This is a genomic window from Pseudoalteromonas umbrosa, assembly GCF_030125375.1.
GTDB classification, from domain to species: Bacteria; Pseudomonadota; Gammaproteobacteria; order Enterobacterales; family Alteromonadaceae; genus Pseudoalteromonas; species Pseudoalteromonas umbrosa.
Genome location: NZ_JASJUU010000004.1, coordinates 386,734 through 413,432, shown reverse-complemented (window position 1 = coordinate 413,432; position 26,699 = coordinate 386,734). Strand labels below are relative to the sequence as shown.

Sequence of the window (26,699 nt, the reverse complement as noted above, 5' to 3'; positions counted from 1 at the left end):
TTTCCTAATTAATCTTTTCTTAAATTATTTTGATTCTTAAGCCTTGTTCTTCTGGCTTTTTTCATTTTCGCTACCCGCTGATCTACCTGTTCTTTCTCAATAGATTCATTTTGCTGGCCATTATCAATTGACTCAGCCAATGCTCTTATCGTGGTATGGTTGTATAGTTCCGCGATGGGTAAATCCTGTTCGGGCAGCATTTCATTTAATTGGCTATGCACCTGCATAAGCATTAAGGAGTCACCACCAAGTTCAAAAAAGTCATCATTTACGCCCACCTTATTCATGCATAAAATAGCGCTCCATATTTTGACGATTTTCTTCTCAGTGGATGACTTCGCAGCAGCATATGCACTGCTTAACTCCGGTCTATCCTGTAGTGTCAAACCAGCCGAATCATCCAGCAGATTTGCCATGTCTTGGTAACGTGCAACTTCTTCATTAAATTGCATTTTCGAAATAACAATATTGGACTCGGCAAAGCCCAAACTGCGTATAAAACTCTCTTGTCCTTCTTGGCTCAGTAGCCCTGTGATTTCAATGTCTACCTCTTCTACTGTCGGCGCAGTAGGCTCTGAACCGGTGTCATCTAGACGTCTCATTTCAAAGCCAGTAATCTTCAAAATCAAAGCGCCGTCTTCATCGAAGATTGTGACGTCAAATCTTAAGGTGTCAGAATTGACTGACTTAGATGCAAGACGAACATGGCTATAACACCGAGTTGTAAAAGGCCTATACTGTTCAAGTGCTTGATAGAAAATTGGGATGTACACGGCATCATTAATAACTGTCGACATAAACGCGGTCGCACAATCTAAAACTGCGGGGTGGATGCCCATTTCATCTAATTCGCAGGAAAACTCTTCATTTAATGCCAATAGAGCCAAGCCTTCTTCACGGCCGAAATGAAGCGTTTCAAAAACATCCCAATGCGGCCCAGTTTCGATGGCCGACAGTGATTTATGGGTTGTCTGGAGCGCTGTTACATCAGCTAAGACCCTTTCATTACAGCGCTGTACCAGTGGCTTTATTTGTATATTTGCTGTGGGCTCAGATAATGTATTGATACTACTGATATAGCCAGTGGCATGCACAACCTTATTACCAATACCATTGAGCCTGCTAGAGATTTCAAACTTCCATTTTCCATCTGTTTGCACCTGCATTTCGGTATGCAACTCACACCAATGCTCATGACCTAGACTGAGTGGTTTTAGAAAATAAACATCTTCAAAACGCACTGTCTTGTTACTAATTTGACTAAAGCCTTCTCTGGCAATTTCAAGATATGCAGCGCCTGGTAAAGTTGGGTAACCCGCCACTTTATGCTCGGCTAAAGCCCATGTCTGTGTTGCTGATAAGTGCGCTTTAAACTCATATTTATGGTCAGTTTTAGATGTCAAAGTACCAATCAAGCCTGCTCCATTCCCCTTGTATGAAGGCACAACCGCATCATAGGCCATACCCACTTCACTCCAAGGATCCCAGTTCATAGTTAGGACTTGATGCGCATTACTAAATAGCGTCGATGAACTACATGCATCCAAAAAGGCATTTGCCGCGCAATATTCCAACTGGCCAAACCCACCTAGGTAAGACGTCACTGAAGACATGAGGCCAACAAATTTCAAAGGCTGCGTAGCAAGTAACTCTGACAGGACTATAGTGCCTTGTACTTTCGGCGCCATGACATCAGCCAGCTGCGCTTTTGTTTTGGTATGAAGCGCACCTGCACCAGGTACACCAGCGCAATGCAGCACCGCTTCAATAGGTCCTAACTTGTCAACAGCATTATTGATAGCGGCTTTCATTTCTTCCACAGAATCAACTGTCGCACGCTCTATATTGATTTGCGCTCCTAACGCTTGTAGTTGCACTAACTTTTCAAGTTTGGCTTTTGTCGTGGCATCTAACTGGCCTGCCGTTAAGGTATCTACCCACTGAGCTTGTGGTACAAACTCTCTGCGACCAATCAAAGTAATTTTAACATCACCTTGCTTTGCTAGCTGCTCTGCCAACTCCAGACCAATCGCTCCCAAGCCACCTGTGATGAGCCAGTGAGGCGTATTTTCAAATTGATGCGCAAAGAAGTCCGCTTGACTACTCCCCTCATCTAATCGTTTAAAGCTACGTATCCACTTAGCATTTCCACGAAAAGCTACCCACTGCTGAAAGTCCAGATTAAATACTTCGCTAAAAATTTGTCCATCTAGTACAGATAAAGGCGTCTCTGAGACAGGGAAATCAATTAGTTGTGTTTCAATATGCGGGTATTCGTGATGGATCACTCGCACTGCACCAGCCATCGTGGCTTTGTGAGGGTGGGTAACATCCATGCCTGTGACATCGCTACAACCACGAGCCGAGACGATAAGACGCATTGCCTTTTTAATGCTCAAGTGTCCCATCGCTTGGGCTATGAAAGATAAACTGTAAAATGTACTGTTTAAATTATTTAGCTCGTTGCTTAAATCAGTAATTTGATCATCTAATCCCCATAAGTGAAGGATGTAGTCGGGCTCTTGCTGTAACTGCACCAACTCTTTAAATAACACTTTGTAATCATCAAAGCGTCCTGAAGATACCTGATAATGTCCGCTGTCTACGCGACTATAAGCCTCGCCCACTGTGATTCTAATTACATCTTGACCATGTGCCTGGAGGCGAGAGATCAATTGAGTCGACTCTTCACTGGTATTATCAAAAACCAACCATGTCTTGCGTTCGTTAAACCATTTTGAAAACTGTGCAGATACCGGCTGTCTCCACCCTGTTTTTATCCAATTTGGCGTATAAAATTTAACGCTTTCATCGTCTAGTTGCTCAAGTGAAGAAATCGCCATGGCGCCTTTCGGTTTGGGCGTAAACTCAGCTCGATTAAATACATAATCGGGCAATGGAATTCTACTACCTTGAACATCTGTTAGAGCCTGCCAATTAAGCGTATGGCCTGCCTTATATACCTCACAGAGACCATTGTAGAAACTGCTATGACTGGCCGCATCTTCAGCCTTCAGCAAAGTAATCGTACCAAATGGTTGAATATCACGTTTATGCTGTTGAACTAAGCGCGTAAGTACCTGTGCAGGTCCCACCTCAATAAAAGTCGCTTCCTCTGACTTTCCAATTAACTCTACGCCGTCAGAAAACCTCACTGTACTACGTAAATGCGCTACCCAATATTTCGCATCAACCGCCTGTTCATCTGTGATCCATTTGCCCGTCACGTTTGAAACAAAACGCATCTTTGGCGCCTGTGGAGCTGCTGCATTTACTGCAACTTCAAATTCCGCCAAAATTGGAGCCATTGTTTGTGAATGAAATGCGTGACTCACACTTAAGCGCTTCACAAAGATTTCTTCTGCCGCACAATCTGCTTCAAATTGTTCAATCTGTGCAAGTGGACCCGATATAACTGAAGAAGACTTACTATTGATTGCTGCAATACTCAGCTCAGTCGGTAAGCGTGAGGCTAACTCTTGCTCTGTCAGGCCAACGGCAATCATAGCGCCAGGTGCCGTCTGTGCCATTAGCTTGCCTCTGAGACAAATCAAATTCAGTGCATCTTGTGGTGTGAACACTTCAGCAAGCGTTGCTGCAACAAACTCACCTAAGCTGTGACCTATCATTCCCGCAGGTTCAACACCCACTTTGCGAAGCACTTGCGCCAACGCATAAGAAACAATAAATAAAAGTGGTTGCGCGTACTGCGTTTGATTTATAAGCTCTTCATCTACCCATGCTTGGTGCAACATACTCGACGTTTCAGCAGGTAGATAGTCAAACAACTCATCTACATGCTTGGCAAAATCACTATGCGATTGATACAGAGCCTTACCCATATCAGTATATTGCGCACCTTGGCCTGGGAACAAAAAGATCGGTAACCGCTTTTTAAAAGCCGATGTTTCTACTTCTTGGTTAAGATATGCCTCAATTGCATTAGTCAGCTCTGCGGTACTCTCACAATAAAAAGCTTTTCTATGCCCTAGGTGTGAGCGACCTTGCTGCAGAGTGAATGCAATATCATTGAGTGATAAATTCGGCTCACGCTTTAAATGCGCTGACATAGCACGAAGGTTGCCTTTCAATGAGCCAGAACTCGCTGCAGAAAAAGCCACCATATTTCCTGTATCAGATGAGTCTGTTTTCGGTTGTGATGGCGTGTACTCTTCAACCAATACGTGAGCATTAGTGCCACCAATCCCAAATGAACTAACACCGGCTCGCAAAGGTAAGTCTGATTGAGGCCAAGCTGATGCCTGTGGGACAACAAAAAACGGCGTTTCATCAATATTCAAGGCTGGGTTAGGTGTTTTGTAATTAAGACTTGGCGCTAACTCATTGTGATAAATAGACAGCACAGTTTTAATCAAGCCAGCAACACCAGCCGCAGAACCTAAATGGCCAAAATTACTCTTCAGTGAGCCTATCCCACATGCACTTCTACTATGTGCGTTATAGCATTCGTTAAGCGCTCTGAATTCAATTGGATCTCCCAGCTTAGTCCCTGTGCCATGCGCTTCAATATAGGAAACGGTCTCTGGTTCAATCTCAGCCATTTCCAAGGCTGTTTCAATGACACGTCTTTGACCTTCAACACTTGGCGCTGTAAAACCAACTTTATCAGAGCCATCATTATTAATCGCGCTACCTTTGATAACAGCATAAACGGTGTCGCCATCGGCAATCGCATCCTCAAGCCTTTTGAGTACCACCACACCGGCACCATCAGCAGGCACTGTCCCACCAGCAGCAGCATCAAAAGGGCTACACTTGCCATCTTTTGAATATATCATTCCCTCTTGGTACTTATAGCCGGTTTTGTCAGGCTGGCTTTGAAATGGGTTAGTGCTCATTTCAACACCACCCGCAATTGCCATCTCACAGTCACCTGCGATCAGCGCCTGCATAGCCATATGCACTGCAACCAAAGAACTTGAGCAAGCTGTTTGAACAGTCACTGCAGGTCCTTTCAAATCCATAATATTGGCAACGCGTGTATTAAAAAACTCTTGGCCATTTAAATTTGATGCTTCATAGCTAACAGCCAACGAATCATTTTGCGTCATCATAAACTGACTTGACCAATAAGGGTTGCTTCCTGCACCACCATAGATGCCAATTTGTACCTCTGAGTCATGCGCTTGATAACCCGCGTTTATCAAACCATTGTAAACACACTCTAAGTAAACCCTTAGTTGCGGGTCCATTAACTCAGCTTCACGGTGGCTAAAGCCAAACAAGCTTGGCTCGAAGGCCATGGCATCACTAATAACCCCTTTCGCAGGTACATAGTGTGGATCTGTTATCACAGCCTCATTCAGGCCCGCTTCAATTAACTCTTCCTGTGTAAAAAATGTCGTTGACTCAACGCCATTACGTAAATTATTCCAAAACGCTTCTAATGTATCAGCACCGGGCACACGCACGGACATACCGATCACTGCGACTTCTAGGCCATTATCAGGATATGCTTGCTTTGTCATGTTTCGACTTCCTGTTTTTTCTTCTTTTTAATCTGTTCTTTGCAGCTGAAAGCTGCTCCTTTCTATCTGTTTCTTTAACTCGTTCACCTTTACTATCCAAAAACTGTGCAAACGAACGAATACTTGGGAACTGAAAAGCATCAACAGGTGATAGCTTTTGGTTTATTCGTTCACTCAATTTTTGCGTCAAAGTCACCAAGTCCATTGAATTCGCGCCTAGATCAAAAAAGCTGACTTCTGGGTCTAGATTCGCGATGGATAAGATGTCTCTAAGGATCTCTGCTATCAGCTTCTCGCTATCACTTTCTAAGTGATAGCTTGTCTGGGGCACGGTTTGCGCCATAGCAAACGGGTTAGGTAATTGCTTTCTATCTTTCTTTCCACTGCTTGTAAGTGGAAATTCAGGCAGCATCACAATCACTTGCGGCTGCATGTAATGAGGGAGCTCATTTTGCAAGCTCGTTTTAATCTCTTTTTCTGTTACCTCGTTGTGTCCTATCGCACAGAACGCAACAAGTTTGTCGTTATCCACTAAAACCAAACTGTCGTTTACACCTTTGTATTGGTTTATCGCACTCTCAATTTCACCGGGCTCAATTCTAAAACCACGTAACTTTATTTGATTATCAATGCGACCAAGGTGGTGCAGAACACCTTCATCTGTGACAAACCCTAAATCGCCTGTTGCATATAACCGATTAACTCCCAACTGATGAATATGCGATGGCAGATTTTGCTCACAGATAAACGCTTTAGCATTTACTTCTGGCAAATTAAGGTAACCTAAAGCCAGTCCATCACCGCCGATGTAAATTTGTCCTTTGCTACCAAAAGGCACTGGATTTAGGTCACTATCTAAAATAAATACTTGCGTATTGTGAATTGGCTTACCGATATTTACACAAGCACCAAGTGCATTTTCATGTGACATTATCTGAGCACATGTCGACCAAATAGTGGTCTCTGTAGGACCGTACATATTCCATAGTTGATTTACTTTCGGCGCCAGTTTCGTGGCTAAATCTTCTGCCAGCGCTTCTCCTCCGCAGAGAGCTTTCAGTTTATTATTTCCTTGCCAACCGCTCTCTAGCAGTAATCGCCAAACAACAGGTGTACTTTGGAATACAGTAGCTTGGCGCTGTGCTAGTAAATTACCAAGCTGCTCCCCATCAAGTTTATATGCGAGATCATCAAACAATAATTGTGCGCCATAGCAAAGTGGTAGAAACAACTCCAAGCCAGAGATATCAAAAGTTGGCGCTGTCATAGCTAGGACGCGGTCGGATGCATTGATCCCCGGCTTAGCAGACATTGAACAAATAAAATTAAGCAGCGCGCCATGGCTGATTTGAACCCCTTTAGGTGTGCCCGTTGACCCTGAGGTGTATAGGGTATAAGCACAGTCAGACAGTGATCTTTGAGTCAACTGGGGAGTCGTATCAGCAAATTCTGATAACTCTAAAGTAGACAGGGAACATGTTAGTAAACTGTCTGATTCGTTGTGATTAGCAAGGATCAATTTAAACTCTGAGTCTGCCGTTATTTTTGCAAGGCGACCGCTCGCAATTTCAACATCAAGCGGTACATAGGTTGCATTGAGCTTCATAATTGCTAGGAGGCTAATTACCAGTTCAATACTCGGAGCTAAACGTACCCCAACGGTGTCACCAGCAGTGATACCTTTAGCGCGCAGCGCATGGGCCAGCTGATTAGAGCGACGCATTAATGCGTTATAGGTTATGCTTTTATCTGTATCTTCAATTGCAACACGATCAGGGTGGCTATTTGCTACAGAGTCAATTAATTCATATACGCCGTTAACTTCAGGTAGCGACAATGCTTCACCAATACCAGCTTGTAAAACAACTTGCTGGCGTGATGCACTTAATGTGCTAATTGAGCTGACTGGAGCCGCGGGGTTGTCCAGTACATTGGCAATGACTGATTCAAAGTTTTCAGCCATTTGTTTGATCCGCGTACTAGAGAATAACCCAGTGTCATATTCCCAAACACATTGCAGACCATCGCTGATTGCTTCTACATTTAAAGTAATGTCATACTTTGCACCACACTGTTCCAGCTCCAGTGTATCGAGTATTACCCCTGGTATTTTAGGCAGTTCAGCATGACGCTCATGATAAATAAATGCCAATTGGAATATAGGTGTTATTTGCGTCAACCTTGGTGGATTAAGCGCATCGACAACCTCTTCAAATGGCACATTTTGGTGGCTAAATACATCAAAAATGCGTTGTTTGTTTTTATCGACCAAAGTGTTGAAACTATCATTGAAATCAAACTGACTTCTCAGCGCAACCATATTCATAAAACAGCCTACCAATGGTTCCACCTGTGTGAGCTCTCTGTTTGCAACAGGCGTACCTATCACCACATCCTGTGCATTGCTCTCTTTGGCGACATAAAGGGCAAAAGCAGTTTGCAAAAATACAAACGGAGTAATGCCTTGCGTCTTACAGAACGCTTCAATCTGGGTGCTGGTCTGTGGCGCAAATGAATGCTTAAGCAATCGACCTTCACCTTTTGGTGTAGCCGGTCGCTCAAACTCAAGGGGCAAATCGTGACTAACGGGTGCATCATTCAACTGAGTAACCCAAAAGTCTATTTTGTCTTTGTCTGTCTCAGCATGTTGTGACTGAAATGCTGCAAAATCTCGATACTCTATAGGTAACGGCTGAAGCTCTGAGCGCTGAGACGCTGGTTGTAAATATGCACGGCAAAGTTCAATAAACTCTCGTTCAAATATTTGTACTGACCAACCATCAGACACAATATGGTGCATATTGACAAGGATCACCCACTTGTCATCACGCATCTTAATTAACGAGCAGTGGATTGGTGGTTCATTATTGAGATCAAATACTTTGTTGGCGTTTAAATCTATTTGCTGTTGCAAAGCATGCTCGGCCATATCAGAGCTCATAGAGAAATCTAGCAATGTTATAGGCATATTGGCGTCTGCATGTTCTGCGACACGCAACATGTTGTGCTCACTGACAAAACGGCTTTTTAACACGGTATGTCTGTGCCAAAGAGCGTTTAACGCAGCTTTTAGCATGCTTTCAGAAACATTACCTTGTACACTCATCGCTTTATACATATTAAATGAATATGCTTTCGTGCCTGCCAACTGATGCTGTAGCCAAATTCTGCGTTGCTGTGATGATGCTGGGGCCAGATCAGCTGATATTTTAGGGATTTCAATGATCTTTGCTTGCTGTACTGATGAAGCTTCTATTTCACTGGCAAGCGCTCGAATGGTTGGTTTAGAAAAGATCTCTGACAGAGTCAGTTGAACACCCCACTGGGCATGCACAATGGCACTGAGTTTTAACAATGTCAGTGAGTTACCACCTAAAGAGAAAAAGCTATCATCAATACCTATGGTTGTCGCGCTGCGCTCTAGCAACTCGCCAAAGTGTTGCTGAAGACTTCTCTCTACCTCAGTGCTTGGTAAAGCTGCATTCTCAGATAAGCTTACTTCAGGCTCAGGAAGGGAATCTAAGCAAATTTTCCCGTTCGCAGTTAATGGCCATGTATCTATCACTACACACTGGCTTGGGACGCTATAGCTTGGCAATACATTTGCTGCGGCGCTTAAAAAGTGCTGAGGATCAAATGCTGTACTCGTTGGAATAACATACGCCACTAGTCGCGGTGATGTATTACCTTTTAAACAAACTTTGAGACTTTGCACATGCTCTAATTGAGATAGACCATATTCCACTTCAGCTAACTCAATACGAATACCATTGAGCTGCAGTTGCTGATCTTGTCTCCCAACATAATACAATGTGCCTGAATCATCGTACCAGACTCTGTCACCGCTTTTGTAAAACGTACACGGGCCAAGTTTAGTATCTAGTTGAACGAAGCTATCCGCTGTTTGGGTTGGCTTTTTCCAATACCCATCAGCAATAGCAACACCCCCAATATATAATTCACCGACAACACCTGGCTCACACCAGCTCTGAGCATCGTCAAGTACCGCAAGCATACGCTCACCAAACACCTTACCAATTGGTACACCATGAGTATCATTCGGTTGCACACAATGAAGAGTTGATGTGATCACGGCCTCAGTAGGCCCATATGCATTATATAGTTCGCAATGTGCTGCTGGACCATAGCTAAACCAGTTACGTACCGCCTCTAGTGGCAAAGCTTCACCGCCCACATACACTTTTCGCAGTGAACTGGCTTGCCATTGAGGGGCATGCTGTGCATCTAGCCACAGCGACAAATAAGCAACGGGCATATCTACAACTGAAATTTTTTGCTCGCTTAACAATGTAAAGAATTGCACTGAACTCAAGCGCGAGCTGTCCGTCATGTATAACTTTGAACCAGAGCACAAACTTGCTAACGTTTGCTCCAAAAAGGTATCGAAACTAAATGATGCAATCTGAAGCACCACATCTTCAACACTGAGCGCAAGCGTTGAAATAACACTTTCCATATGCGCAGCTAAAGCCTGATGTGAGACTACAACCCCTTTTGGTGTACCCGTAGAGCCTGACGTATACATAATATATGCTGGCATCTGGGGAGAGACCTGCGTGCTTACTTCAACCGGTTGAATACCAGATATCTCGGAAGTCAGTATCACTTGACATGATTCAGGTATACACACTTGACCCGCTTGGTGTGTAATCACATATGCCATATCACTGTCAGCCATCATATGTGCTAAGCGATGCTCTGGATATTGTGGGTCCAAAGGTACGAATGTCGCACCGGCTTTCATTACGCCCACAATCGTTGGCACTAACCACGCATCGCGCTCAAGTAACAGACCAACCCTATCACCGATACATACACCAGCTGATAAAAGGGCACTCGTCACTTTATCTGCCATACGCTGTAAGTCAGCATAACTTAATTCAGTGCCGGCAACTTGCAGTGCACATGAGTCTGTGTAGCGCGACGTATCAAGCAAAGATAGTATTGAACTAGCCGGCTGCTGTATTGCAGTTTTATTTTGTAAAGCCCCCTTGGCTTCATCCAACTGCTGCATATTGCTCAGCGCCAGCGCTGCAATCGGCTGTGTTTGCTTGTCGGCCAGCTGCGCAATCAAATATTTAAACTGAGTAGTTAGTTTCTCGATAAATACGCTATTGAATTTATCTGCAGCAAATACCCACTCCAATTCCCACTGAGCTGCGCTTTGACGGACACGAAGCTCTATATCAAATAACGCCTTGCCCCAGTTAAGATCAATCAACGTCCAGCGTTCATCTTGCGTAGCTGATTTGGTTAAGCCTGTATTATTTTCTTCCACAGACAACATTAGTTGGAAAATAGGTGAGATACCGGTGTTACTTTCAGGTGCAAGCGCTTTAACCAAAGAGGCAAAAGGTACATCTTGATAACTAAGTGCCGCTTGGTTTTGCTTTGATAGCTTTTGCACAAAATTATCAAAACGGGCATCTTTATCAACTTTGGCTCTTAGCGGTAGCATGTTGACAAAGCAACCTATCATTTTTTGACTTTCAATCTCCAAACGATTGGCCACAGGGCAGCCGATAACAACATCATCAACTTGACTGACTTTAGTGAACAAAATAGCCAGAATTGCATGGATAATATCGAACTCAGACGTTTTTAATTGCGTTGAAAGCGTGCGAATCGTCTCAATGTCAGTTGATTCAATGTGGCTGATACAACGTCCACTTTGCTTAGCCATCTCACCATTTTGCGTGCTAGGTAAACTATGATGTTGTGGTGCTGCATTCAATACTTGTTGAAAAAATGCAATGCCAGCCTCGGTGCGCGCTGCATTATTTTGTTTGCTTTTCCAATTACAAAAGTCTCTAAATTGAACACCCTGATCTGTAGCTGTGAGCTCAGCACCCATCGTAATTTTTTGATAGTGATCTGTAAACTCATTCAATAACAGCTGTATCGCAGTACCATCGATTGCAATATGATGAAAAACCAATAGCAAAATCGTGTCTTCGTCAGATAATCTATAAAGAGTCGCTCGCACCATACAGTCTTCCGACAAGATAAATGGTTGCTCAATATCTTGCACAGCACGGCGTTCAAATTCGGCTTTGGAGTCTGCATATGTTGTTAAGATCTGACTCTGTACTTGCAAAGGCTCATATTGTTTTACTATCTGACTTACTTCACCTAACTCTTCCACATATACCGTACGTAAAACCTGGTGCTGTTCTAACAAAACATTCAGTGCAGCCTGTACCGCATGTTCATCTACCTTTCCTTTAAGCTGCAATGCAACTGGCATGTGGTACTGTCTCACATCACCATGAACTTGCTGCTGTAACCAAATTTGCTGTTGAGCAACTGATAAAGAAACTCTCTGTGCCGCGGGTACTGGTGTGATATCGCGCTTTTCATGTCGCTCAGCGGCATCAATTAAAACAGCTAGAGCTCTTAAGTTTGTACATGAAAACAGCTCTGAAAAGCTAAGCTCAATCGAGAAAAGGTCATTGATTTCTGCAAGCAATGAAGCATATAAGATAGAACGTCCGCCTAACTCAAAGAAGGACGAAGATGCACCGATACTTTCAATAGGGCAACTTAATAGAGCTTGCCATAAACCTGCCAGTTTTAACTCGGTCTCGCCTTGGCAGGCTGTCTCTGATGCCAAAGGTGTAATACTGCGAAAAGCTTCCAGCGCCTTTTTATTCACCTTACCATTAGGCAATAGTGGCATGGCCTCTACGACATATAGCTCTGATGGAATCATGTGAGATGGCAGTGTATTGCCTAAGGCCTGCAAAATCTCATTAGCACTACACTCCTCATTAGTAGCCAAAACAACATAGGCCACCAGCACTGCGTGCTCCCCTTCTGTCTGTGCAACCGTAATAGCTTCATCAACTAGCTCAAGTGCGGCCAATTGACTGTTAATTTCACCGAGTTCAATACGAAAGCCTGACACTTTGACCTGCTCATCTTTTCGGCCTAGGTAATCAAGCTCTCCATTATCTTTTACACGCACAATATCACCAGTGCGATAAGCTTTCTTTCCACCCAAAAACTCAGGTGTAATAAATTTTTCTTTGTTCAACTCTGGGCGATTTAAATAGCCCTTAGACAAACCTTCCCCGCTTAAATACAATTCACCAGATACGCCATTTGGCACTAAGTTCCCCGCTTCAGATACAACATAACTTTGCGTGCCATTTATTGCTTTACCAATGCTTGGCTTTTGCGTTATTGGTCCTGTAAATTGTTTGGCTGTTGAATAAGTCGTATCCTCCGACGGGCCATAAAGATTATTGACTGTGCAATTAGGAAACTGAGAAAAAATGTCATTAACGAGTTTTGACGCCAAAGGTTCGCCAGCAATATTAAAAGTGACTACTGAATTCGGTATTGCTTTATTTCTGATCAATGCCTGAATAGCAGATGGCACCGTGTTAACGAGCGTAATATCACGATTAAACTGAGACGTTTCAAGTAGTTCTAAGGCATTGTCAACTAACGTGATTTGATGGCCCAAGCTCAGTGGTACAAACAGCTCAAAGACAGATAAATCAAAGTTGATTGATGTCGATGCAAGCGTATTGTGCAACTGCTCAGGCATAAAATACTCTTTGGCCCACTCAACCAAAGATACGATATTAGCTTGCGCTATTTGCACCCCTTTAGGTTTACCGGTGGACCCTGAAGTATAAATAAGGTGAGATACATCGGTAGATTTTGCCGCATGAATCGAGAATGACTGTTGCGTACAAATATCTCTAACATATGCGTAATTTTTGAAATCAAAATTGACGGTTGATGCCTGTGTATCGACAAGTACCAAGGCCAGATCACAATCTTCAATAATTAAGTCTAAACGCTCTTGAGGGTATGCTGTATCTAAAGGCACATAAACAGCACCTACTTTCCAAATAGCCAAAAGACTTGCGACCATCTCAGGTGTTCTATCCATGTAAACACCAATACATTGCTGAGGCATCACGCTCGACTGAGCTAAAAAGCCCGCAATCTCATTAGCTCGTTCATCAAGTTCTGCATAGGTCCACTGACTAATTCCGTGGTTGACTGCCACCGCATTCGGATTAAGTAAAACTTGCTCATTGAAATAATCCAGAACACCCGTATGCGATTTGATAAGCGCTGGAGCAAAAGAGTCTTGTAGCGCCTTTAATTCCTCAGAGCTTAAAACCGAGTGCTGTTGTAATGTACTACTAGGCTGACTGATAAGACCTGCGATATATTGACTATATCTCTCTAGTATCGCATGGCCTTCGAGCTCAGAGAAAAATGCCAGATTAATGTCTGCATGAAACGTTACACGCCCATCATTACCATAGTCCCAAACAGTCACCATTAACGGGGTTTTTTCATGGTTATGTGCCACGTAATTAATTGAAGCATCAGTACCTTCAAATTTCAGACGGCTATCTAGCTTTAGATAACTGAATGCCACATCATACAGTCGACTTTGCGCTGCATAAGATGCCAACTGGCTAATTGGTAAACGTTGGTGGCGCCAATCACGTTTTTGACTTTTATTAATTGCATCGATTAGATCGGTTAATTGCCATTGAGGCTCAACACTGACGGCCAATGGTGTAATCGTAGTGAACATGCCCAGCATATTTTTCTGCTCAAATGTTCTACGGTTATGCAACGGTAAGCCAATATTTAGTTGCTGCATCTCGTATGCTTGGCAAAAATAGGCAGATAATGCTGCTAAATAAAACTGACCTGCAGACAGTGACTGCGCTGCACAAAACGCATTAACTTGTTCCGTGATATCTACAGGCAGAGTTTTTGAAATTCTGATGCTTTTATCAATGCCATTGAGCGGCTTTGGATAAAAAGCTTCTAAGAAAGACGCATTGTTTAACGCATCATGCGCTTGCCAGTACGCCTTATCTTTCTCAAAACGCTTACTATTAGTATAATTTTCATCAGTGCTAACGACATCGCACCACTTACCGTTATATTGCGGCTGATAGCTATCATCATCATAGTAGTCGTTAATTCTAGCTGCCCAGTTAGCAAACCCCCAACCATCCATCATAAGGTGGTGTGCAATAACCAAATATTGTACCTTTTGGTTAGGTAATAACAGTATAAATGCCTTAAATAACTGCGAGTCATGGACTTCAAAAGGGATTGAAAATTGTGCTTCAACCCACTTTTGTATCTGCGCTTCACTCGATACTGAAAAATCAATCGTCTCAATTGTCGCATCCCGCTGACTACTTGGGACAAAATACTGTTCTACAAGTGCACCCGTCGCTGTCACTCTCAGCCCAAACATTTCTTCCTTTTCAACTAATGCTGCATGCGCTTTAATCAAGCGATTCGTATTCACAGCATCAAAGTCTATATAGCCACCAACATTATAAGCTGGGGAACCTGGGAGCATAATTTGGTCTAGATAGACCTCTCGTTGAGCCAAGCTCAATCCAAAACTACTTTTTTCTGTCATTGTAGAAACACTTACTTTATTGATGGCTAGAAAAGAAATTCATTTACCTATTAATTATCAGACTGCCTTAAAAGCGCGATTGGCTGCTGTTTGAAAAAGCCTCTCAGCGGTTTAAGGATTGATAACAGTGCAATGATAAAAATACACAATGCCGTCACAGCCCCTAGCAAATACCAATAATTGTGAATGACGCCTTGAACGTGCTCGTTAAATTCATTTTTAAAAACAAAGATAAGCACAAACCCAACCATCACACCAACCACTGCCGCAACAAGTGAGTCGCGCATCATCTGGATAACAATCGCTTTTCGCGAAGCACCTATAGACACTCTGACACCAATTTCAGAGCGACGAAGTTGAATGCCATAGCTTATGATGCCATATAGCCCCAACGCAGCTAACGCTATAGAAATCAGGGTCAGTGAGATAGACATCACACCGGTGATATATTGATTTTTCAACTTATTGAATTTTTGCTCTTCTAGATCTTCAAGCTCATAAATAACGAGACGACTACTGATGTTATTTAGCATTCCCTTGATCGTGCTTCTTGATACCGAGTGACCTTCTTTAAACTTAATAACAAAGTCATAGCCACCTTTAGAAACTCGATAAACACGCGGCGGAATGGAGATTGCTCCTGGCATTTTCACTCCCTTTACAACGCCAGCAATGGTAAATGTCGATGCTTCGCGATTAAGGTCAAAAGACAAACGATTGCCCACAGCATCCCCATTAGGGTACAAGCGCTCAGCAAGTACATCGTTTATTATCAATAGGCGTTCATAATCTGTAGCCTGAGCTCGCGTGAACATGCTGCCCTGCAAAAGCGCTTGACCAAATAGATTAAAGTACTCTTCATCAACAATTTTTGCTTCAGGCAATACTGTTTGCAAAGACGCTTCATCAACCAAAGACCATGTGCCAAAAGTACTAGAGACTGGTGACATTGAACGACTCACTCGCTCTACCTGAGGCATGGCTTTCAATTCAGCTTCAACTTGCGTAAACCAAGCGCGCGCTTCCTCTCGGGTAATTGGCTTTTGCCTATCCAACGTCAGGCTCAACCCAATCATGTTGTCAGTATTAATCACTTCACTGTCATTAATTGCATTTACAGCACTAAGTGAAAAGGACGTATTAACAAAGACCAACATAGATACAAATAAGGTTTGAACCGCTATTAATGTATTACGCACACTCTTAGGCACTTGGGCTTTTGTGCCTTTACCACTAGATAGCAGCGACGCTTGTAACTGACCGTAATCAATGACATTTGCAGATATTAACGCCAATACCCATGATAAGCCGAGTAGAACAGGCAATGCGATGACAACCGCTATCCAATTCAACCCACCTAGATTATTTATTGGTAAAACATCGTGTAAATAAGTTTTGATTAACTCGGAACCGACATAACCAAAGAGCAGGCCAAGAGCAGTCGCGACTGATAACAGCAGTAAAATTTCGGCAAATATACCACTTCGAATTTGCTTCATATTAGCGCCAACAGCTGCCGCAATAGCAAACTCTTTCTTGCTTTCAAAGGCACGAGAAAGAAACAAGTTAGAAATATTCGCAGTGGCAATAAGTAACATTGAAAGTGCACATGCCATCAGTAAGTATGCCGTCAGTTGGCTGTCACCTAAGATCACATCACGAAATGAATTAAGCTCCATTTCAACACTCCAACCATTGTAGAATGGAATAGCAGCCACTTTTTCTTGAAAAGTACGACCTACTAATGCAGTCACCGCTTGCGTGGCTTGCTCAGGTGTCACAGAAGTTTTTAGCTTACCTATGAATACGCGAGGGTTATCTCTATCTCCCCACCTTGTGCGACGATTCTCTGGCGTCGGATTAAAGTCCCACGGTAACCATACACCTGTTTTCCTGCCAACTTCGTATAGCTCTGGCTCGACGAATGAGTCTGATACAACACCAACGATTGTATAGCTTTTTCCTGAGATCAGGACCGTTTTACCCACAATATCAGCATCACTGTTGAATAGGTTTGTCCAAGTGTCATAGCTCAACATCGCATTTGGAGAATAGGCATTTAACTTTTCTGTTTCATCAAACAGACGGCCTAAATGCGCTTCAGTTCCTAATGTGGTAAAAAAGTCAGGCGTAATATAAGTCATACCAACCAATGGCTGAGATGGGTGTGAAACAATCACATCGTCATCATAATGCGCAATACCCGTTGTTGAGAACGAGTCTTGATTTTCATAAAAGTGAATCAAGCTCGCATAACCATAGGCTTTTACATTTGGCTGGCCTGTTTTGTCAATTTGTACTTTTTCTACTTTATAGAGTCTTTCCGGTTCATCATAAGGTAATGGTTGAACAACTAAAAAATAGAATAAGCTCGTGGTACAAAACAGCACACCCAATGTAAAACTCATTGTTGAGATAACACTAAATGCATATCCCAAGCGATTGGATAAGCCTTGCCAAGCTACGCGAAGTAAGTAGCGGAACATATTCATACGGCCTCCAATCTCTCAACTTCAGAGTAAGATAGCTGACCATCAAGTAGGTTTAGTTGTGTTTTAGCTCTCGTGGCATATCGCGCATCGTGTGTAACCATACAGATAGTTCGACCCTGTGCATTGAGGTCATCTAAAATATCCATGATCTGATCGCCACTCTTTGAGTCTAAGTTACCTGTCGGCTCATCAACGAGTAAGACTGATGGGTTTGCAACCAGTGCGCGAGCGATCGCAACGCGCTGCTGCTGACCACCAGACAATTGGTTTGGTTTGTGATTTAAGCGATGCCCAAGTCCTACTAGCTCTAGACACTCCGTGACACGCTGTGCCATAGCTTCACTGCTCACTGACTCATCACTATAGCGTAACGGTAGAGCCACATTGTCAAATACTGATATTTCATCAATCAGGTTAAACGACTGGAAAATAAACCCAATTTTTTTATTGCGTAATTTAGATGCTGCATCGTAACTTAAACTAGATACACTCTGACCATCAATTTTATATTCACCTGATGTTGGTGCATCCAGTAACCCCATAATTGACAGCAAACTAGACTTGCCACAACCAGATGGACCAGTAATCGATAAATACTGTCCTTCCTGCACTACTAAATCAATGCTCTGCAAAGCATGTGTTTGGATATCATCAATTTCAAATACCTTTGAAACACCTTTCATTTCTATAATTGGCTGATTCATCAAGCAATTCCCTCAATATCTACGTTTTTCTTTGTGTTAACTTTTTCTAATTGTTCTGGTTTTTCCGGATACTCTACAGAGGCTATTTTTCCATCCTCCACATACACGAGCTTGTCGGCATGTGAGAAGTAACGGTCATCATGTGAAATAACGAGTACCGCTGAGCCACGCGAGCGCAGATAAGGCAAGATATCTTGATAGAAAACCCTCTTAAATTCAGGGTCTTGATCTGCCGCCCATTCATCAAATATATATAACTGAGGCACATCTATCATCGCGATAACTAAAGCTAATCTTCGGCGCTGACCATCAGATAAATCGAGAGTCGAAAACTCATAGTCATCAACCGATACCTTATCTTCCAAACCAAAATATTTAAGGTGCTTCTCTAGCTTATGTTTTTCCTTGTCATATTCTTTGTGATCCATCAGCACTTGTGGAAACAAGTGGTAGTCTGAAAAAATCGTCACTATCCCTTGGCGATATGTATTGATATTTTTTTCTGTTACCAGCTCATTATCAAAATACACTTCGCCACTGCAGGGCTTATAGAGCTGTGCGATTACTTTGGCCAATGTCGATTTGCCGGAACCATTACCGCCTATGATGAACGTCACTTCTGCCGCATTGATACTGAGGTCAATCGGACCAATCCCAAATGAATCAGAAGTGTTGTTATCGCCACCTTGGGCGTTATATTTATATTCAACATTACGAAGCTGAAGGGACTTCCACTCCAATTTTTTATCGCTCGCCTCGTCATAACTTTCAGACGGTAAGCTTTCAAACAGGGTATTGAGTTTATCTACTGAAATGTTAGCAATACTGAGCGTCGGCAATAAGCTTAAGATCATGCTAATAGGCCCAGACAAATACAGTAGAACCATAACGATTGCCACAAGTTCACTGTTCGAAAAGTGATAATAGTTGACTAGGATGAAGCTGATAAAACCTATCGTCACGAAAAACATCGCATCACCAAAGTTATTCGCTAAAATATGAAATGTCCTGCCTTTTTTCTGCAAATCTCTCACTTCTAGTTCTTCTTTAAGTAAGATTTTTTGCTCAAAAAAAGTATATTTCTTACGAGAGAGTTTAAGCTCTTTGACGCCGCTGACAGCAGCTAAAAACGCAGCTTGAAGTCTATCTTGTGCCAATCTGGCAATTTTATAATAGTGATTACCAAAATAAGTGATTACAAGGAAAATAACTGAACCGCATAGCACTGTTTTTGATACAAAATAAAATATATCTAAATCTAAGAATGACAAATAACCAAGCATTGCAAATACGATGACACAGTTGCTAACTAACCCTGGAAGTGCTTGTGCACCACCAATGATGGTTGGCACATCTGTTGCAAGCGCCTGTAATAGACTTGACCTACCTACTTTGTCTACATCACCAATAGATGCATCTTGTACCTTCTGATAGATATCTCTTCTCAATCTTGAGCGAATATCCAATGCCATTCTGGTCAAAATAATCTCAGATAATGTACTGAGTAAAATAATCGAGCTACACACAGTGAAAAAAACCACTGCTAACGTCCAATTGGATACCTCAAATCCCAGTACATCTACAATTCTAGAAGTCATGGCATCTGAGTTAGTTTGCGTCGAAATAGCCAGCATAACAATTGGGATCAACATGCTGTACAGCAAACCAGATACAAGCCCTAAAATCAGTGCAACAAAGGTTTTGTTGGGTGCAAATCGAGTAAATAAATTTAAAGCTTGCATTAATTTAATTCCATAGGTTTCAAAATAAGCTGAGAACGCTCTACAACTTGTTTATCAGCAGACACCTTGTCTCGCTCAAAGTAAGGGCTAAAAATATGACCTGACTGCCCAGTGGGCAATGTCATATGCTGTACCACTTCCTCACCAAACTCCTGAATCATTCGAAAAGAGACACCATAGGTTTGTTGATAGCCCCCTTCATTATTAGCCACTGCATTTGCTGCATTGACTGAATATTCAGACCCTTGTGCAACTCTGCGCTCATTCCACAAACTGTCCGTTACAGGGTTTTCACTAAACACCATGTTACTGAACTCAACAAAGTGCAGGTTTTGCCACTGCCAATCAGCATAGTTACTGCTCTGTGTTTCCCTAATTATTTTGCTAAGGGCAGCGTTAAAAGTACTGGACAGCAAATTGACACACTTATTGTCTTCGCCTGTAGACTCCGAACAAGAAGGAAACTTCTCATCGATATACTCTGCAAGCTGTGAACCACTCAATCTAGTTAAGAGCACATTAAATAAGTGTGCTCTGCTAGTATCAATTTCATTAGGCAAAGTTGACTGGCCAACCAAAGCTCCTTTAATCGCATCTAACCAATAATGATATAATGTGGCCGCAACACTTTCTTTTGCATATGCGTAATCCCATTCTGAAAACGTCTTTAGAAGGTGCTTCAATTGCGTCTGGTCAATCACAGTGCTTGATTGCTCTATTGCATGATAAACCTTTTCTTGAGTCATAAGTTGATGCAAAGGCTGAACGCTTAGGTCCACTGTGTCTAACTGCATACTCGCCATGCTCTCTATCGTAAATAAGTCACCCGCTCGTATTGCATCATTGAGTAACTGTGAAATGCGATTAAAGCGATAACCTGGTGCCGACTCATAGGAAATGGCTGAACCATCAGGTAATACCTTATGTTCATTGGCCGAAACAATATAGCCAAGTTCAGGGTTATATTGTGATGGTAAATCCTCAAAGTTGTGCACACCAAACCAAAGAGCTGACTCTTCAGCTGCATGTTGAGGTAATATGCCTGTAGCACCAACCCTCACAGGGAAGTGACCTGCAGCTTGAAGACCAATATTGCCATTTTTATCTGCGTATAAGAAATCTAAGCCCGGTGATTTAAACACTCTTAACGCATCTCTAAATGACGTCCAGTCCTTCGCGAATTGCAGTTTATAGATAGCCTCAAAACTTTTATCCTCTTGCTCTAGTCCAACCCAGCGAAAAGCTAAATTCACACCTGTACCAGGATTTATATCGCTTACAATGGGGCCGTAATCGGTGTTTTTCACTCTAAGCTGAACTTCTTCATATTCACTTTGTAATGATTCAAAAAATGGCCTTCTGACTCGAATAGTCTCTACAGTCTCATCAAACGCACTAGATGAGTCATAGATATACAAATCTTGTTGATCTGCAATCAGACTTGTAAACCCCCAGCCAATGTGTTGATTTGCGCCAGATGTAATGCCTGGTAAACCAACCAAAGAGAAGCCAGATACATTTAACTGACCACCTTGCATATCCATCTGATACCAAATTGCAGGCGCAGCGATAGATAAATGCGGATCATTCGCTAAAAGCGCATCGCCTGAAGCCGTAAGTTTTCCAGAGACAGCCCACGCATTACTGCCAACAAACCTTTGACGATCATGCTTTACCTTAGCTTCTTCTCCACCTTGAACAAGTGATAATGTACTTAATTCACTTGTGAGTAAGGTTTCGGGTGCAGAGTCAAATGGGTAGAAAAAGTGCATATCATCTTTTGGTACCACTCCAGCAGTTCTCATTCTCTGGAGCTCATCGAACATATTACCACTGAGTGTCAATGCCATTAATTTATGGATTAGCAATGAGTCAATTGGAGACCATTGCTCAACCTCTTTAATATCTAGCATTAAATATTCTGGAGGCAACTGCATCATGTGTTCGATATAAGCATTTACCCCTTCAGAGTAAGCAATTAATGCCTGCTGCGCAGCCGGGTCTAGGCTCTCAAATGCCTGCTCAGCTGCTCGTGTTAAGTTTAAAGTGCGAAACCAAACATCACTGCTCAATTGCGACTTACCAAATATTTCACTTAGTGTGCCCCTAGCTCTTTGTCGGCTTAAATTCATTTGCCACAAACGATCGTTGGCGTGAATATACCCTTGGGCAAAAAATGCATCTGATTCAGTCTCTGCGACTACGCTAGGAACGCCTTCATCATCAAAACTCACCACCACCTGTGAGCTCAGTCCATTTAATATTTTCTCTCCATGATATAATGGTGCACCTTTTTCAATATATGAATATGTCAGCGACAATATTATTAGTGCGGGAATAAATATAAAAACAAACACTCTTAGTAATAATGGAAAATTTGTTATAGAAAAACTTTTTTTATACCTTACTGGAAATAGGGATGTTTCTTTCATTCTGTTTTTTTACTCCGTTGATTGACACCAGCTAGGTAGCCTTTTTTCAATAAATGCTCTGGGTCCCTCAATATGATCTTGTCCCTTCATTCTGTTTGATTCTTCACTGAAGCTCTCTACAAATGACTCAGGCAAAGATAAATCCATTGATTTGTATGCTGCTTCTTTAACGGAGGCAATAGCCAAAGGTGATGCTTCTAGCAAAGCATTTATCCACTTTCGAACTGTTACATCGAGTTCTTTACAGTCAACAACGTCATTAACAAGACCAAACTCCTGCGCAACTTGAGCTGACAAGTGCTTCCCTGTCAACAAGTACCCCATGGCCAGTTTGCAGGGAAATTGGCGCATCATTCTAAATACGCCACCAGCTCCAGGTACAAGGCCTCTCTTTACTTCAGGTAGCCCAAAAGTAGACGAGCTTGATGCAATAATAATATCGCTAGCCAAAGCTAACTCAAACCCTCCACCTAATGCATAACCATCAACTTTTGCAATAACCGGTTTATTAATATCAAACCTTTGTGTAAACCTAGGATGACCGGGTCTACCTTTACTTCCATAAGTCGATGCTTGATCTTGCTGGGCCAAACTACTACTTTCTTTGAGATCTTGGCCAACACTAAAAGCGCGACCCCCAGTGCCCTCTATCACCACCACTCTCACTTTCGAGTCTGTTCGAATGTAATTCCATATATCAGACATCATTAAGTGCATTTCACTGTCCATAGCATTCAATACTTCAGGGCGATTGAGTGTGATCTGAGCAACACCTCCTTCATTGGAAAATAGTATTTTTCCTGATGACAGCCTCATTATTTATACCTTTAGTTACTGTTTGCAAATTTGCTTGATTTCTTTAGTACATCTTGGCTATACATTCTTTCCACTTGCACTAGTGCAAACTCGGACATATAAGACATAAACTGCTCTAAAGGTTCAAAAGCAACTCGTAACATTTTTCTATTAGCCAAAACTGCTTCACTATTTAATGTAGCTGCAGCCTCAACAGTTGCCGAGTCCATATTTTGGGTGCTATGAACTTCATCAAATAGCAATGGCGCATGAACGTCATTGGTCGTTACTTTTTTACCATGTAAAATCACTTGCTGAGCCAACTTTGGCGAAATCAAATTAGCCAGTCTTAAATTAGCCACACCAGGGACAATCCCTTCTTTTGCGGCTGGCAGACAAACATAGCTATCTTGCTCTGCAATGACCTTATCACACGCAAGTAACAGCTGCATTCCACCGCCAATTGCAAATGACTCAACCACGCCCAACCAAGGCTTTTCTACAACATCAAAATGTGCTCCGTTGGCAATTCTCAACCCTCGAACTAGTTTGTGAATATAACCAAACTCTCTCTGTAGCAGAAAATCAACGTAAGAAATATTTTTTGTCGCTAGGTACTTTAAATTTATGCCTGCACTAAAAATTCTTTTGCCAGAGTATTTAGGGTGCTGTACTACACCACCTCTTAACACCCCGACTCTGACGCTATTTGACAACAAAACGAGATCTACCGCAACTGCTAGATCTGACACTAAAATATCATCTTCAGCGTTAAGGCAGTCACTATTGAGGAATGAGACTGTCGCAACTTCATTTTCAACCGTGACGTGTATTTTAGATAACTGCACGCCTTTATTGCGCTCAAATTCATCTAATAACTCACGCGCTTTTAGTGAAGGTTGCAACAAGCTTAATGTGAATACCTCTTTAAAAGAAGATGCCAAAATATGATGCACAAACATTGCTGCATCTTTGTCTGCCCACATTTGTTGCTGTGAATTTGCCTGCTCTGTTTGAGTACTTTCGAAGAAAAGTGCTGGAGTGAGCTGTTTTGCAGCACTAATCCACCCTGACAGACTTGATGGCTTAGTATCAGCTTGACAGAGTTTCCTAAACAGATGTTCACCTTGAATTTTATAATAATGTGCAACTAGCTTCGCTCTTTCATCTGCAACAATATCGCATTCTATTGAGTTAGATGCTTCTTGTTGCAAGGTACGCTTAGTGTGGTTTAAATGCTCAAACAATACATCTAAATCTGCGTCAACCATCAAAGCTTCTGTTGCTTCTGTTTGCTTTTCCATATGCTTCCTGTATGGTTGTTAACTAGCTTTATTAAAGTCATTTTCACCAAGAGCAAATAAACGGTCACAAGCTGCTAGATGAGAGCCTAACGCTTCACCAATGCTTTGGTTATGACTGTCAGCAATTAACCTTCTACGGATAGAAAACTGATTCAGCAATGTAGGTGTCAGCGTGTTAACTACTCGTTCCACTACTTCTGCTGCTGAGTCAGATAACTCATCATATAACCCGATATTAACGCCTTCATTCGCTGTAATGCTTTGACCAAACAAAAACAACTTTTTAGCTTGCTGATCACCTAATAGATGCGCTGCACGATAAATAAATGTTGTTGGGATAATATCAAACTGAGCAGCTGCTAAGTTTAATCCTGCCTGATTGCTTGCAACTCTATAATCTGCAACAAACAATAGCTCTAGTGCAAATTGAGAAACTTTATTTGGGCATGAGACAATCTTAACATTTTTAAGCTTTTCAAGACGTCCGATACACTTCTCCCACTTAGGGTATAGTGTACTCATTTCTTCAATTTGAGCAGGCAGCCACTGTTCATTCTCTGTGACCACATCAATATGCATGATAATACTATGCTCACTTGACTCAATGTCATCAAAAAAGCGATTAAGTTGATTTAAACATTCACCGATTGAGTTTGTATCAGGCTGCAAAACAAGAGTTTGCTTTATGATATTATTTACTAACTTACTTTCCATTTTTTTTCACCACACTGTTAAAATTCGATATATGCACTTTCAATTGTGACGCCAGGTCCCATAGTGATCATTACACCCTTATCCCCACTTTTGATTACGCCTTCTGCTAACAGTCGCTCTAGTGAAAATAAAAATGACCCACTCGATACATTGCCATAATCCCCTAATACACTCGATGTATGGCGGACATCATAAGGGGAAAGACCCAAGTTGATCTTGATTGAATCAATCACTTTTTTACCGCCAGAATGAATTATCCAGTGATCAATTTCACTCTGTTTCACCGGTAACTCATCAAGTAGCTTTCCGACAATAGTTTCTATTTGACGGCCGATTAAATAGGGGACATCTTTGGAAAGGTAAAAGCTAAACTTTCCGTGCTCGTCATCCCAGCTATACTTCATCACGTCCAAACTATTGGGTAATAAAAAGCTCGAAAACTTCTTTATTTTAGGTTTTGCATACACTAACTCACTGTCTTTAGATCTCATTAATGCTGCGGCACTGGAACCATCTCCAAAGAGACTATTTACCACCGTACTTTGAATGGTTTCATCCATTACATAAGCTGCGGAGCAAACCTCTACGCAGAGCAAAATAGCCAATTTCTCGGGATTATCCTTACTCCAACGACTTACCGCATTCAGACCGTTTAGACCGGCATGACAACCCATACCAACTACATCAAGACGTTGACAGTTGATCGGAATTGATAAATGTTGACAAATTAACGCGCTCACACCCGGTGCTAAAAAACCCGTGGAAGTAACGCAACAGAGAAACTCTATGTCATCAATTGTTGCACCAATTTTATCCAAACAATTCTTTAACGCCTCTGCGCCCATTGTGACAGCTTGTCGTTTGTGTTTTGCTATCAGTTCCGCTTGAGTTTCTACATGTTCTGCTTGCTCGGGTAAAGTTAAACCTCGTTCATTGATTGCACTATTCGTAAATATTGCACGTTTCCGTTGATCTTCAATACCAAACAACTCAACAACTTCATGCTGAGTATATTTTTGGCTAGCTGTAGCGGTTCCAACCCCGAGTATTGTTGGATAATCGCTAAAATCATCAGAAACAGGCCAAGGAACAGAGTAATGCTTAGCAGCATTTTCCTTCATGGGATTATATCCTGTTTGCTTAGTATTTTGTGAACTAAACCCATCAGACGATGGATTACTAAAATTAAAGTAACCTTACTAATACAACACTGTCAAGCTCCATAAAATAAAGTCCAAAAAACATTTAAATGCCCGTATATCCTCAAAAAAAAGATAAAAAAAACATCCTAAACAAAATTGAAAACAGCTCAATAAAAACCGTTTTTTTCCTTATTTTGCAATGACATAAACAAGCTTACCAATGCTAATTTTAACTTATAAAAAAGGTGAACTTTTCAGTTATTCGTGAAGACACTACCAAAATAATATGACAGATTATATCAAGCTGATAACTTGCCAATCTCACGCGTGAGACACTCAAAAACACGATAAAAAACCAACCTTAAAGAACCAGAAAAAACAAAAATCAATAAAAAAAACCATACTTTTAAACTAAAAAACAAATGATTTATATTATTCGAGCC

At 41.9% G+C, this 26,699-nt stretch carries 10 protein-coding genes; all 10 read right to left on the bottom strand.

The window, feature by feature from the left end; translation table 11 throughout:
* Window positions 1–8: 8 nt before the first annotated feature.
* The 10 genes from QNM16_RS16655 to dpgA all read right to left on the bottom strand — a co-directional run bounded on the left by QNM16_RS16655 (window position 9) and on the right by dpgA (window position 26,235).
* On the bottom strand, window positions 9–5,489 hold the full coding sequence (locus QNM16_RS16655) for a type I polyketide synthase (protein ID WP_284021550.1): 5,481 nt from the start codon (window positions 5,487–5,489) through the stop codon (window positions 9–11).
* Window positions 5,467–14,931 (bottom strand): non-ribosomal peptide synthetase, encoded by a 9,465-nt coding sequence (locus QNM16_RS16650; protein WP_284021549.1) that lies wholly within the window; start codon window positions 14,929–14,931, stop codon window positions 5,467–5,469. Before QNM16_RS16650 ends, QNM16_RS16655 begins: the two co-directional genes overlap by 23 nt.
* A 50-nt stretch (window positions 14,932–14,981) precedes the next feature.
* Complete coding sequence (locus QNM16_RS16645) at window positions 14,982–17,423, bottom strand: ABC transporter permease (RefSeq protein WP_284021548.1); 2,442 nt, start codon at window positions 17,421–17,423, stop codon at window positions 14,982–14,984.
* A complete protein-coding gene (locus QNM16_RS16640; protein ID WP_284021547.1) occupies window positions 17,420–18,127 on the bottom strand; it encodes an ABC transporter ATP-binding protein in 708 nt (235 codons plus the stop codon). The genes QNM16_RS16645 and QNM16_RS16640 overlap by 4 nt, the downstream gene beginning before the upstream one ends.
* The gene (locus QNM16_RS16635) at window positions 18,127–19,869 is read right to left on the bottom strand and encodes a cyclic peptide export ABC transporter (RefSeq protein ID WP_284021546.1); all 1,743 of its coding nucleotides are present in this window, start codon (window positions 19,867–19,869) and stop codon (window positions 18,127–18,129) included. The genes QNM16_RS16640 and QNM16_RS16635 overlap by 1 nt, the downstream gene beginning before the upstream one ends.
* Complete coding sequence (locus QNM16_RS16630) at window positions 19,869–22,190, bottom strand: penicillin acylase family protein (RefSeq protein WP_284021545.1); 2,322 nt, start codon at window positions 22,188–22,190, stop codon at window positions 19,869–19,871. Before QNM16_RS16630 ends, QNM16_RS16635 begins: the two co-directional genes overlap by 1 nt.
* A gap of 120 nt (window positions 22,191–22,310) precedes the next feature.
* Window positions 22,311–23,117, bottom strand: coding sequence for an enoyl-CoA hydratase-related protein (locus tag QNM16_RS16625; protein ID WP_284021544.1), 807 nt, complete (start codon window positions 23,115–23,117; stop codon window positions 22,311–22,313).
* An 11-nt stretch (window positions 23,118–23,128) separates the two neighbouring features.
* On the bottom strand, window positions 23,129–24,400 hold the full coding sequence (locus tag QNM16_RS16620; protein ID WP_284021543.1) for an enoyl-CoA hydratase/isomerase family protein: 1,272 nt from the start codon (window positions 24,398–24,400) through the stop codon (window positions 23,129–23,131).
* A gap of 18 nt (window positions 24,401–24,418) precedes the next feature.
* A complete protein-coding gene (locus QNM16_RS16615) occupies window positions 24,419–25,114 on the bottom strand; it encodes an enoyl-CoA hydratase-related protein (RefSeq protein ID WP_284021542.1) in 696 nt (231 codons plus the stop codon).
* 17 nt (window positions 25,115–25,131) lie between these two features.
* Complete coding sequence (gene dpgA / locus QNM16_RS16610) at window positions 25,132–26,235, bottom strand: 3,5-dihydroxyphenylacetyl-CoA synthase DpgA (RefSeq protein ID WP_284021541.1); 1,104 nt, start codon at window positions 26,233–26,235, stop codon at window positions 25,132–25,134.
* Between the last annotated feature and the right edge of the window lie 464 nt (window positions 26,236–26,699).